Annotated in this window: 13 protein-coding genes; 8 read left to right on the forward strand and 5 right to left on the reverse strand. The window is 37.6% G+C overall.

Features of this window, described 5'->3' with window-relative positions:
• Positions 1-157: 157 nt before the first annotated feature.
• Complete coding sequence (locus tag I215_RS05215) at positions 158-1690, reverse strand: SulP family inorganic anion transporter (RefSeq protein WP_008990916.1); 1533 nt, start codon at positions 1688-1690, stop codon at positions 158-160.
• A 332-nt stretch (positions 1691-2022) separates the two neighbouring features.
• On the opposite strand from I215_RS05215, the gene I215_RS05220 reads away from it, so the two are divergent.
• Positions 2023-2817 carry a hypothetical protein gene (locus tag I215_RS05220; RefSeq protein WP_156800202.1) on the forward strand — a complete coding sequence of 265 codons (795 nt, stop codon included), beginning with the start codon at positions 2023-2025 and terminating at the stop codon, positions 2815-2817.
• A 273-nt stretch (positions 2818-3090) separates the two neighbouring features.
• Here the strand turns inward: I215_RS05220 and I215_RS05225 are convergent, their stop codons facing one another.
• Both I215_RS05225 and nadE read right to left on the reverse strand, forming a co-directional pair.
• A complete protein-coding gene (locus tag I215_RS05225) occupies positions 3091-3720 on the reverse strand; it encodes a response regulator (protein ID WP_008990918.1) in 630 nt (209 codons plus the stop codon).
• Positions 3721-3886: 166 nt separating this feature from the next.
• Complete coding sequence (gene nadE / locus I215_RS05230; protein ID WP_008990919.1) at positions 3887-4675, reverse strand: NAD(+) synthase; 789 nt, start codon at positions 4673-4675, stop codon at positions 3887-3889.
• Positions 4676-4848: 173 nt separating this feature from the next.
• Here nadE and gldB point away from each other — a divergent pair, with 173 nt between their 5' ends.
• Both gldB and gldC read left to right on the forward strand, forming a co-directional pair.
• Positions 4849-5805, forward strand: a complete 957-nt coding sequence (gldB, locus tag I215_RS05235; protein WP_040459877.1) for a gliding motility lipoprotein GldB — start codon at positions 4849-4851, stop codon at positions 5803-5805.
• Complete coding sequence (gene gldC, locus I215_RS05240) at positions 5805-6146, forward strand: gliding motility protein GldC (RefSeq protein WP_008990921.1); 342 nt, start codon at positions 5805-5807, stop codon at positions 6144-6146. The genes gldB and gldC overlap by 1 nt, the downstream gene beginning before the upstream one ends.
• Before the next feature lie 15 nt (positions 6147-6161).
• Here the strand turns inward: gldC and yihA are convergent, their stop codons facing one another.
• Both yihA and I215_RS05250 read right to left on the reverse strand, forming a co-directional pair.
• Positions 6162-6767 (reverse strand): ribosome biogenesis GTP-binding protein YihA/YsxC, encoded by a 606-nt coding sequence (gene yihA, locus I215_RS05245; protein ID WP_008990922.1) that lies wholly within the window; start codon positions 6765-6767, stop codon positions 6162-6164.
• 9 nt (positions 6768-6776) lie between these two features.
• Entirely contained in the window at positions 6777-7541 is a 765-nt protein-coding gene (locus I215_RS05250; RefSeq protein ID WP_008990923.1) for an alpha/beta fold hydrolase, read from the reverse strand.
• A gap of 279 nt (positions 7542-7820) precedes the next feature.
• Between I215_RS05250 and mraZ the strand changes: the two genes are divergently transcribed.
• From mraZ to I215_RS05275, 5 genes are read left to right on the forward strand one after another with little or no spacing between them, the layout of a single operon-like run.
• Positions 7821-8303, forward strand: a complete 483-nt coding sequence (gene mraZ, locus I215_RS05255) for a division/cell wall cluster transcriptional repressor MraZ (protein WP_040459878.1) — start codon at positions 7821-7823, stop codon at positions 8301-8303.
• Entirely contained in the window at positions 8290-9186 is an 897-nt protein-coding gene (gene rsmH / locus I215_RS05260; RefSeq protein WP_008990925.1) for a 16S rRNA (cytosine(1402)-N(4))-methyltransferase RsmH, read from the forward strand. The genes mraZ and rsmH overlap by 14 nt, the downstream gene beginning before the upstream one ends.
• Positions 9187-9190: 4 nt before the next feature.
• Positions 9191-9511 carry an FtsL-like putative cell division protein gene (locus I215_RS05265; protein WP_008990926.1) on the forward strand — a complete coding sequence of 107 codons (321 nt, stop codon included), beginning with the start codon at positions 9191-9193 and terminating at the stop codon, positions 9509-9511.
• Positions 9512-9513: 2 nt separating this feature from the next.
• Complete coding sequence (locus I215_RS05270; protein WP_008990927.1) at positions 9514-11511, forward strand: penicillin-binding protein; 1998 nt, start codon at positions 9514-9516, stop codon at positions 11509-11511.
• A complete protein-coding gene (locus tag I215_RS05275; RefSeq protein ID WP_008990928.1) occupies positions 11508-12989 on the forward strand; it encodes a UDP-N-acetylmuramoyl-L-alanyl-D-glutamate--2,6-diaminopimelate ligase in 1482 nt (493 codons plus the stop codon). Before I215_RS05270 ends, I215_RS05275 begins: the two co-directional genes overlap by 4 nt.
• The last annotated feature ends 8 nt before the right edge of the window (positions 12990-12997 follow it).

The raw sequence follows: 12997 nt of genomic DNA on the forward strand, positions 1-12997 counted from the left end.
TATACGCTGCAATTTTAGATTTGGATTTCGAAAAAGTAATTATTTTCAATTTATTTTTTGTTTTATTTTAATATACTCTATAACTGTCTGATAGTAAATATCTTGTGGATCGATAAAAAATTAAACTTTTTTTTGATTTTAAATGATTCTCGCTCCTTTAACGTGGCATAACTTTATAAGTTGGGTCTTCAATGATATTGACATCAATGACTGATTCGGCATTTTTAATTAACCGTCGGCAATCTGAGCTTAAGTGACGCAAATGAATGGTCTTTCCTTCTTTTTTATATTTCTCTGTAAGTTTATTTAGCGCATCAATGGCTGACATATCCACGACCTTACTTTCTTTAAAATCTATTACGACTTCTTCTGGGTCATTAAGCACATCAAATTTATCCATAAACACTGTGGTGGATCCAAAAAATAGTGGCCCGAAAATCTCATAATGCTTTACGCCTTGATCATCGATGTGTTTTCTTGCTCTAATGCGTTTGGCGCTTTCCCAAGCAAAGACTAGCGCAGAAAGCACTACACCAATTAAAACAGCTAATGCTAGATTGTGTAATACAACAGTAATTACAGCCACTAACATTCCGATTAATATATCATGTCGAGGCATTTTGTTTATAATTCTAAAACTCGCCCATTCGAAGGTTCCTATGGCTACCATCATCATCACTCCTACAAGTGCAGCCATGGGGATTTGCTCTATGACTGGACCTCCAATTAGGATGATAAATAAAATAGTCAAAGCTCCTATAATAGCAGAAATCCTTGTTCTTGCGCCTGCTCCTACATTGACCAGTGTTTGCGCTACCATGGCACATCCACCCATACCTGAGAAAAAGCCATTGGTGATATTGGCTAAGCCTTGGGCAGTAGCTTCTCGGTTAGATGAGCCCTTGGTGTTGGTGATTTCATCTACCATATTAAGGGTAAGGAGTGTTTCTATTAAACCCACTCCAGCCATTACTAGGGCATAGGGGAAAATTACCTTTAGCGTTTCGAGGCTAAAGGGTACCTGTGGTATATTAAACGGAGGGAACGTACCTTGTACTGAAGCAATATCGATTACTCTTTTAGTGTCAATATTCAAAAAGTAAACTAGTGCGAAAACAACCAAAATCGCTACCAATGAAGCGGGTATTGTTTTTGTGAATTTTGGAAGTACCAGAACAATGGCGATGGTTAGCAAAGTCAGACCTATCATGATGAACAATTCGTTTCCTTGCATCCAATGTTCTATCCCGTTTTCTTTGAATTTAAACTGAGCCACCTGGGACATAAATATAATTACTGCTAAACCATTTAAAAATCCGTACATGACTGGTTGAGGGATGAGTCTTACAAATTTCCCCAATTTAAAAAGTCCTACAAGCATTTGAAATATTCCAGCTAAAATAACTGCAGCAAATAAATATTCAACCCCGTGAGAGGCTGCTAAGGCCATTAATACCACAACAGTGGCGCCAGCTCCACCAGATACCATAGCGGGTCTTCCTCCAAAGATCGCGGTTACAAGCCCCATTAAAAAGGCAGCATAAAGACCAGTTAGTGGTGAGAGCCCTGCTAAAATAGCGAAGGACAAAGATTCTGGGATCATGGTCATGGCAACCGTTAACCCAGCCAATAATTCGTTTTTAAAATTCACTTTTTGATTAAGGTCAAAAAAGTGTAGAACTTTTTGCATTTTTTGTTAAAATTTAAGGCGCAAAAGTAGCGTTTTATACTTAGAACTCCTTGAGTAAAGGATATAATTCCAAGTAATACATGGTCTTTTTGTTACGATAAAGCTTGGGATTTTAGGTTATTAATTGCTCCTGATGAGGTTGTGATTTGAGAAGCGTAATTTAAGTAAGTGCTTTCTTAGTGTAAAATGTAAGAATTATGATTATTTTTCGTTTCTGTAAAGATGTTGTGCCAAAGGATTTATTTAACCCTTGGTATATTAAAACCCAAAACGATACACTTCTAAAACTAAACAATTGGAATTAGTAGAATTAAATTAAATAACAAATGACCATGAAAATTATTAAAGCTATTCCCTTATGCATGTTATTGCTTTTTATTGCCGCCTGTTCTAGCAGCGATGATTCTCAGCCAATTGCTGAAACTTCGGATATAAAAGCCAATGTTTATCCTATTGGAGTTGGATTAGAGCGAAAAAGTGAAACCAAAATTTTCCTTAGTGAACTTCCTTATGAATCTTACCAGAGTTTTCAGCCGCTCACCTCAGTTGAAGTGCCAGAGGATATCACTGTAGTGGATCCAGTTACCATAGATGTGGCAGAATACAAGGGAAAAACACTTTACTTTGTCGCCTTGAGAAAATATCTGTTCTCGGATGATTATTACAGTGTTACTTCGACAACTTCAGGGCCGTTGTCAGATTACAGCGCAACTATACAGGAGGTGGATTCAGTGTATGAAGTGTCTCTAGTGTTAAGTGAGCCTTCCTCGACTGATTACTGGGATACTTCTAAGTTGACCTTAACTGTTGAGCGTGGTGGAGCAGTTGTTCCTAATATGGAAGTGTACTGGTTTGGAGAAAGTTCTCTGTGGACACAGGAGCTCAAAGAAAATATTGAAACTCGTTATATGGTCGATGGAAGTGTCGCCTACTCTTCAATGACTCAAACCAATGCTGATGGATCCCTGGTTATTAATGTTCCTGTAAATGAAGCAGGAGAAGTTCAACAGGGGGGAACAACTAGAAATTATAATAGTCACGTTTTTTTCGTTATTGACAACAATGTTGTTCAGCCTACAACTGTTGATATCACCGGACTTGAAGTAGAGCATACCTTAAGTTACTAAATCATATGGTTTCTTAAGATGCAGCGGGGTCTTATCCCTTTGTATTAGATGAAAAAAAATAGCCCTTTCTTGACGGAAAGGGCATTTTGAATATATATAGACGCTTGGAGCGGTATGTTTTAATTATATACGCCCCAGTCGTCTATTTTGGATGACTTGTTTGTGTTAAAAAAATACAAATTTTTAACAACGGTTTACCTTTCGAGCCTAGTTTAATCTAGAAGATTTTGCTTGCTCTTTTGGGATTAATGTTTAAAAAGCCACGGCTTAGTATTAATATAATTCAAGCGCTTTGGCTTGTTGAAGCATATCAACCATGTTGTCCACATTGAGCTTTTTCATAAGTCTAGCCTTATAGGTGCTGACTGTTTTTTCATTGAGCCCTAATTCTTCTGCTACTTGTTTATTCCTGCGTCCTCGAGCAAGAAGTTTTAGCACTTCGATCTCTCTAGAAGATAATTTTCTGAAAAATTTCCTAGGTTTATTAGAACTCTCATCAAAAGCAATTCGTTGTGCGAGTTCATTGGTAATGAACATGCCGCCTTGTGCTACTTTTAAAATAGCTGTAGTGATGGTGTCTAAACTAGCTGTTTTTGAAATATAACCAGATGCACCTGCTTTTATGGTGCTCAAAGCATACACCTCTTCAGGTTGAGAACTGAAAATTACAATTTTAATATCAGGAAAATCTCTTTTAATCCTTCGTAGAGCGGTTATACCATTAACCTCTGGTATATCCATTTCAAGAATAATGACATCAGGTTGTCTACCAACTAAAAATCCAAATAATTCTGAGGTGGTACTCACATTTCCAATAATCTCAATTACTTCACTATCTTGAAGTACATTTTTAAGGCCTATCCTAACTATAGGATGGTTATCAGCCACTAGAACTTTAATCATACATTTGACCGTTTTAAAGTTAAGTTTCGATAAGCCATGTTAAGAGGGTGTATAGAACATCTTCTTTACGGCTTGGGGGGTTTTGTCGCAATAGTAATGGCTAAAGGTAATGAATTTAAATTTTTCAACAAAAAACTACCGTAATTACATGGGAAAATAGATGGTTTTACCTTAATTCACTAGGTATTACGCATACTGGTATGGAAGTCATTTTATGTTGATTTACCCGGTTTAATTTGGTGTATATTTCAAAAACCTCGCGTTTTCGACCTGTGAACTCTGTAGAAATTTTTCCTTGTTCGCTCATGCTCATAGCCCATTCTAATTCTGGATAGCTAGCTCCAATTTGATCTTCATCATTTCGTTGATCCCCCCATAAACCATCTGTTGGTGCTGCATTTTGTATTTGTTGGTTTATTCCCATGCCTTTGGCCAAGGCATAGACTTCGGATTTAACTAAATCAGCTATTGGGCTTATGTCTACACCACCATCTCCATATTTGGTGTAGAATCCGACCCCAAAATCCTCAACTTTGTTTCCTGTTCCTGCCACCAAATAGTTCTTTAGTCCTGCAAAGTAATAAAGTGTTGTCATGCGTAGTCGTGCTCTGGTGTTAGCTAGAGCCATCATGCGGTCATTTTCATTATCAACCCTTGGTACGGCTTCTACTAATTGATCAAAAACAGGGGTAAGGTCTGTGGTTAAACTGGAAACATTGGAATAGTTTTCTTTAAGCCATGCAATGTGATTTTGGGCCAGGGTCACTTGATTTGGGTTCTGATGAATGGGCATTTCAACACATAGGAGCTTTAATCCAGTTTTTGCACATAGAGTAGAGGTGACCGCCGAGTCAATTCCTCCAGATATGCCTATAACAAATCCACCTATTTTGGCGTTTTCTGCATAGGTTTTTAGCCAATCGACAATATGGTTGATAACAGCTTCTGTTTGCATGGTCTTTTATGAGTCTATTATAAGTTAATATTTTAAATTTGCCACTTTGGTTATTTTAAATATGTGGGTTTACAGTATGTTCATATATTTAAAGTCTAAAGTACTAAATACAAAAGTAGATGTATCTTAAATTATTGAAAAACAAATTGCCTAAAGTTTTGAAAATACTGCCTATGTGTAAATTTTTTGGGCTATTTATTGCGATCCTTATAATGAGTTGCTCCTCGGATAGTAAATTGGAGGCGGAAATAGCTGAGGTCGATGTTAAAGTGCGCATTGATCGTTTTGATGAAAAGTTTGCTAATGGTTCTGCGCAAGATTTACCAGATTTAAAAAAGAATTATCCGTATTTGTTTCCAACCCAATTTTCTGATAGTGTTTGGATCGATAGAATGCAGGATAGCTTGCATCAGGTGATGGCTAAAGAAATTAATCAAAAGTTCAGCGATTTTAAGCATGATACCATTGCGATACATCAATTGTTTCAGCACGTTAAATATTATTTTCCTGAATTTACACCTGTAAAAATTATTACCGTTAACTCTGATGTGGATTACAGAAATCGGATCATTTACGCCGACACATTAATGTTAGTGGGTCTAGATAATTATCTAGGAGCGGATCATGAGTTTTATAAAGGGATACAGCAATTTATAAGAGCGAATTTTGAAAAAGAGCGGGTGGTTATTGATATGGCTAAAGCGATTTCTCGAAGCACCATTAAAGCTACCCCTTCTAGAGACTTCTTAAGTAAAATAGTGTATTATGGTAAGCTCTATTATGTGATGTCTAATTTTTTACCAAAGGTTGAGGATTCTCAGATTATCGGTTATTCTCAGGATCAGTGGCAGTGGTCTCTAACTAATGAGGAATATATCTGGAGGTATTTTATATCTAATGAACTGTTGTTTTCAACCGACTCTAAACTAGATGACCGGTTTATTGATCCAGCCCCGTTTTCCAAGTTCTATCTTGAGCTGGATAATGAATCTCCTGGAAGACTCGGGCAATTTATAGGATGGAGGATCGTTGATGCGTATATGAAAAATAATGAAGTATCTTTGCATGAGCTGCTAGGGGAATCAGCAGCATCATTATTTAAAAAATCACAATACAAACCAAAGAAGTAATGGCTGTAGTACACAAATCAGAAATAAATTTGAATGTTGAACTCGATGAGAATAAGGTGCCTGAAAAATTGAGTTGGACCGCCAAAGATGGTGGGGTTGAAAATGAAGCAGCTAAGGCTGTATTGCTTTCTGTGTGGAACAGTGAGCAGCAAGAGACTCTTAAGATTGATTTATGGACTAAGGATATGCCAATGGATGAAATGAAAAAGTTTATGCATCAAACTTTGGTTTCTCTTAGTGATACCTTCTACAAGGCTACTCAGGATGAAAAGATGACCGCAACGATGAAGGACTTTTGTGATTATTTTGCAGAAAAACTTGAATTGACAAAAGATAAATAATTATTAGTTGTCTTATTACTTTTGAATTTGTTTGTTGATCTGATCGATGTAATCTAATAACTCCTCTCTGCCAGTTCCATTAGAGGAGGAAGTAACGAAATAGTTAGGTGTTTCTTCCCATAGATCATCAAGCATTGCTTGAAGGTAGGCCTGAATATTTCGCTCGATGGCTTTTGGTTTTAATTTATCCGCTTTAGTAAAGACTATTGAAAAAGGTATTTGATTCTCTCCAAGCCACTGCATGAATTCCATGTCGATAGCCTGAGGACTGTGCCTGATATCGATCAGGATAAAGGCCGACACCAATTGTTTGCGCTGTGAGAAATAAGAGGTGATAAACTTTTGAAATTTACTTTTAGCGGTTTTAGATACCCTTGCATAACCGTATCCTGGCAAATCCACTAAAAACCAATTTCCATTGATTTTAAAATGATTAATCAGCTGTGTTTTTCCAGGTCGCCCAGAGGTCTTTGCAAGGCTCTTTCGCTCTGTAAGCATGTTGATAAGTGAAGATTTCCCCACATTTGACCGGCCAATAAAGGCGTATTCTGGCAAGGGCTCATTAGGGCACCTACTTACATCGGTATTACTTATAACAAATGTTGCTGATTTAATCTGCATGTCGCGGATTTAGAAATTTCGTTCCTTAAGCCATTGGTGTAAAATAGCATTAAATTCATTGGGGTGTTCCATCATCGGTGCATGACCACACTTTTTAATCCAGTAAAGGTCAGAATCCGGTAAAAGCTCATGAAATTCCTCGGCCACATTTGGAGGAGTTACATTATCGTTCTCACCCCAGATAATACAAGTAGGAGTATGCATATGTGGAAGGTCTTTCGACATATTGTGTCGGATAGCACTCTTAGCAATAGCAAGAGTTTTGATAAGTTTACTACGATCATTGACCGTTGCATAAACTTCATCTATTATTTCTTTAGTAGCTACCTTTGGATCGTAAAAAACTTCCTCGGCCTTTTTCTTCATAAACTCATAATCGCCACGTTTGGGGTATCCATCACCCATAGCGCTTTCATATAATCCCGAGCTTCCAGTGATTACTAGTGCTTTTACTTTAGTAGGGAATAGCTTCGTATGTAGTAGGCCAATATGTCCTCCAAGAGAATTTCCTAACAAAATGACTTCTTCAAGTCCTTTGTGTGTTATAAACTTTTCAAGATTGGTTGCAAAGCTCTTCACATTAGTCTTTAGCAACGGCATAGTGTATATTGGAAGTTCAGGGATTAATACTTTGTAACCTTTAGAGGAAAAATAAGCTGCTACACCATCAAAATTACTGAGTCCACCCATTAGTCCATGTAGTACAATCATAGGTGTGCCTTCTCCCACTTCTAAGTAAGTAAATTTACCTTCCTTCTTTAAATCGTGTACCATTAAGGGTTTGTTACATTTCTTCGGAAACAAATATAGCGAATTAGGATATATTTTATAACATTTCTCCGCTGATGCTGTGAATTAAATGTGAAAAACGACACATTACAAATCATATCTCCTTTTAAGTCAGTTATTAACAATTTACGAAGCTAGAGTTTTACAGAGGCTTTCACGGAAATTAAAGAATTTATCAACAAAGTGGTAAAAAGTGGTAAAAAGTGATTATTTGTGGTAAATATTTCTCTATATTTGAAAAGTAAACATTTAAAAGAGTTAGACTTGATTCAATTTTCGGAAGAATATGAGTGTAAGGCAGATAGCAAGGGACGCATTATGGTGCCTTCTTCTCTGCGCGCTAAATTGGCGCCCGTTTTGGGTGATGGTTTGGTGTTAAAACGCTCGATTTTTCAAAAATGCCTTGAGGTATATACCATGGCAGCATGGGAAAAAGAAATGAAGCAGGTCGCAAAATTAAACCGTTTCGTTAAAAAGAATAATGATTTTATAAGGCAGTTCACCGCTGGAGTTCGAGTTGTAGAAATCGATTCAAATGGGAGATTGAGCATGCCGAAGAATCTTATTGCTTTTGCAGGAATCGAAAAAGAAGTTGTGCTTTCAGAATCCATCGATCGTATTGAGATTTGGGATAAACAGCGCTATTACGATGTTTTAGATCAGGGAGCGGATTCGTTTTCTGATTTAGCGGAAGAGGTTATGGGAGGTTTTGAAATAGAACAAGAAGATGGAGATGGAATATCATAGATCAGTATTATTACAAGAGACAGTTGATGGTCTTAATATCAAAGAGGACGGAGTTTATGTGGATGTTACCTTCGGAGGTGGAGGTCACTCTAAAGAGATATTAAATCGTCTCGGAGCAAAAGGAAAATTGTACGGTTTTGATCAAGATGAGGATGCTAAGAATAATGCAATTGATGATGAGCGTTTTGTGTTGATTCCTCAAAACTTTAGACATATTAAACGTTTTTTGAAATTTTATGGTGTGCAAAGCGTCGACGGAATCCTTGGCGATTTCGGGGTTTCATCTCATCAGTTTGATGTTCCTGAACGTGGTTTTTCAACGCGTTTTGATGCGGATCTCGATATGAGAATGAGCAAACAAAACACCCTAAGTGCCTATGATGTGGTAAATACCTACGATCAAGGTGATCTTAAGCGTGTCTTTGGCCTTTATGGAGAGCTGAAAAATGCGGGAAGTATTGCGGCGGCTTTAGTTGAAAAACGGGCTGAGCAGCCAATAAAGACAACCGAAAATTTAAAGAATAGTTTACGAAAGTTTTTGCCAGCTTATAAAGAGAATAAAATATTAGCCCAACTCTACCAGGCTATTCGAATAGAGGTTAATCAGGAGGTAGAGGTGCTTAGAGAATTTTTATTACAGACACCAGAGTTAATTAAACAAAAAGGGCGATTGAGTTTGATAAGCTACCATTCATTAGAGGATCGTTTGGTGAAACGCTTTATAAGGAGTGGGAAGTTTGAAGGAGAAGTTGAAAAGGATTTTTATGGAAACCCACAAGTTCCTTTTAAAAAGGTTTCTGGTTTAATTGTGCCTTCAAAACAGGAGATTGAAATTAATAGTAGAGCGAGAAGCGCAAAATTGCGAATCGCAGAAAAACTATAAGGCCATGAGGGAAGGTATATTGGACATATTAAAGGGTAAGTTTTTGGTTAGTGATGACGCCTTCAAGAACTGGAGATTTATATTGTTTGCCTCTACTTTGGCAGTGATCATGATTTCTAGTGCGCACAATGCGGATAAGAAGGTTCATGAACTTGCAAAATTAAATAACAGAGTGTTAGAGCTAAGAAGTGAATTTGTGGATGTGCGTACACAGGTTCAACAAGTGAGATTGGAGTCGCATATTACATCAAAAGTGGAGTTTATGGGGTTAAAGCCATCATTGAATCCACCTAAAAAAATAAAAGTAGTAGGAGATAATAAGTAATTATGCCAATAACGGATAAATCCATATTGAGTCGATTGTATTTTGTAGCAGGCTGTATGTTTTTGCTTGCATTGGCTATTGGTGTAAAGCTTGTAGGTATTCAGTTCATTGACGGGGATAAGTACAGGGCGCTTTCTCAAAAACGTACAATTAAGAATTTTACCATAGAGCCCAAGCGCGGTAATCTGTATTCTGATGACGGGAGTCTATTGGCTACATCGGTGACCAAATACGACATTCGGTTCGATGCACTTACGCCCAGTAGAGCTGTATTTGAAGATCATATAAAACCGCTATCTGATTCTCTTTCTACAGTTTTAGGGAGACCTTCTTCTTATTACCAAAATTTGATGAAGGAGGCTAGAATTGAAAAAAACAGGTATTTGTTGATCGCTCGTGATTTAGGTTATACGAAATACATGCAAATCAAAGGGTTTCCGATGTTTAACCTTGGACCTTATAAAGGAGGTTTTATTGTGGAACAAGAAACTCAAAGGGAATATCCCTTAGGAGGTATTGCACATCGAAGTGTAGGATATGAGAGAGAGAACGGTCCTAGCGTTGGACTTGAGGGTGCTTTCGGGCAATTCTTAAGAGGAGAAGAAGGACATCGTTTAAAGCAAAAAATTGCACAAGGGCAGTGGAAGCCAATTACGGATTATAATGAAATTGAGCCTAAGGATGGTTATGATGTAGTGTCGACTATCAATGTTAATATCCAAGATATCGCACACCATGCCTTACTTACCCAGTTAGAAAAGTATAAGGCAATGCACGGAACGGTGGTTGTTATGGAAGTTAAGACTGGAGAAATTAAAGCTATTTCAAATTTAGGTAGGACTTCCGGAGGAAAATATTTCGAGCGTTTAAATTATGCAGTGGGTGAGTCTCATGAGCCTGGATCTACGTTCAAATTGTTTTCAATGATAGCGGCTTTGGAAGACCACGCAGTGGATACCAGTGATGTCATAGATACTGGAAAAGGAGTAATCTCCTTCTATGGTAAAAAGGTAAGAGATTCAAAATGGGGTGGCTATGGTGAACTAAGTGTATCGGATATTTTAGTTCGATCTTCCAATGTTGGAATCGTTAAAATTATTGATGATTTCTACGGTGATCAACCTGAGAAATTTGTCAATCGTCTATATAATATGGGGCTTAATGATAAGTTAGGTTTAGCCATAAAAGGAGAAGGCGTGCCTTATATACCCCATCCAAATGATAAAGAGCGTTGGAGTGGTATTGCGTTACAGTGGATGGCCTATGGTTATGGCGTGTCTATGACTCCATTACAAACCTTGGCTTTTTACAACGCAGTTGCTAATGATGGTGAATTGTTAAAGCCTAGACTTATAAAAGAAGTACGGGATTGGGATAAGGTCATTCACAAATTTGATAAGGAAGTTTTGAATCCTTCTATATGCTCCTCAGAGACACTGAAGAAAGTTCAAGCGATGCTGGAGAATGTAGTTAAATCGGATTATGGGACAGGGCATGGGTTGTATTCTGAGAATTTCTCAATGGCCGGAAAGACAGGTACCGCACAGAAGAATTATGCTGATAAGAGTAAGCTTAAATATATCTCAAGTTTTGCAGGATACTTTCCTGCAGATGAACCTAAATATTCTTGTATCGTGGTAATTCACGAGCCAGATAAAGGTGTAGGGTATTATGGAGCGGATGTTTCAGGTCCAGTATTTAAAGCCATTGCTCAGAAGATTTATATTAATTCACCGCTGATTGATACCATCGATGAATTAAATAAAGAAGATAGCGATTTGCTAGAGGATTATAAATCCTACTATGCAAAGGTTAAACAAAACAATTCCATCATTCCTAATGTAAAAGGGATGAGTGGGATGGATGCTGTTTCCATTTTAGAAAACCTAGGTCTTAGAGTAAAGATTCAAGGATCTAACGGAGGGACTGTTGAGAGTCAGTCTTTGGAAAGTGGTGCAAAAGTAGAGTCAGATAAAACTATCGTATTAAAGCTAACGTGATCGTATTAAAGGACATATTGTACAAAGTTAAGATCGATGCCGTATACGGCAATACCGATACGCATATCAATGCGGTGCACTTCGATTCTAGGAAGGTGTCCTTGGATGATGTGTTTGTTGCCGTTCCTGGTACTGCGGTGGATGGTCATGATTATATCACAAAGGCTATTGAGAGCGGTGCAATTGCGGTGATTTGTGAGCGTTTACCTGCTGAACTCATCAATGGGGTAACATATATTAGCGTTGAAAGTGCACACCATGCCTTGGCTATTATGGCTTCTAACTTTTATGATAATCCATCTAAGAATTTAAAGCTTATAGGGGTTACTGGTACCAATGGAAAAACAACCATCGCTAGCCTATTATATGAGCTCTTTAAAAAAGCAGGTTATAAAACTGGTCTTCTCTCTACTGTAAAAGTGATGGTAGGTCAAGATAGACACCCAGCCACACATACTACACCAGATCCAATGGCTATCAATGGATATTTAAAATCCATGAATTTGGCTGGGGTGGAATACTGTTTTATGGAAGTGAGTTCTCATGGGATTGATCAACAACGTACTGCCGGTCTTGAATTTGTAGCAGGTGTATTTAGTAATTTGACACATGATCACCTAGATTATCACAACAGTTTTGCAGCCTACCGAGATGTTAAGAAAAGATTTTTCGATGAGCTCTCTCCAAAGGCTTTTGCACTGATAAATGTGGATGATAAAAATGGGGCTTTTATGCTCCAAAATAGCAAGGCTAGAAAGGTGACTTATGCTTTAAAAACCTATGCTGATTACAAGGCACAAATTCTAGAAAATCAATTCCACGGGTTACTACTTAAAATTGATAACAATGAGGTTTGGTCTAAGTTAATTGGAAATTTCAATGCCTATAATTTATTGGCGGTTTACGCTGTGGCCATTGAGCTTGGATTGGAAAAAATAGAAGTGCTTCAGTATTTAAGTGAATTGGAGAGTGTAGGTGGAAGGTTTCAGTATTTTATTTCACAAAGTGAAATTACAGCAATTGTGGATTACGCACATACGCCAGATGCCTTAAAGAATGTCTTAGAAACAATCAATACCATTCGAACTGGTAATGAGAGCTTAATTACAGTGGTAGGTTGTGGTGGTGATCGCGATGCAACCAAACGACCTCTGATGGCCAATATAGCCGCTTCACTAAGCAGTAAAGCCATATTTACCTCGGATAACCCGAGAACAGAGGATCCGGAGAAAATATTGCAGGAGATGGAGGCTGGTGTAGAACCTCAATTTTACAATAAAACCTTAACCATTTTGGATAGAAGACAAGCCATACGAACTGCTTGTCAACTGGCGCAAAAGAATGACATTATATTAATCGCAGGGAAAGGACATGAGAACTATCAGGAAATAAATGGAGTTCGCAGAGAATTTGATGATATGAAAATTGTAACAGAACTACTAAATAATATGAATCAACATTCCCAAGGGAATGTATAATGAGATAA

The sequence above is a fragment of the Galbibacter marinus genome (assembly GCF_000300875.1).
Taxonomy (GTDB): Bacteria; Bacteroidota; Bacteroidia; order Flavobacteriales; family Flavobacteriaceae; genus Galbibacter; species Galbibacter marinus.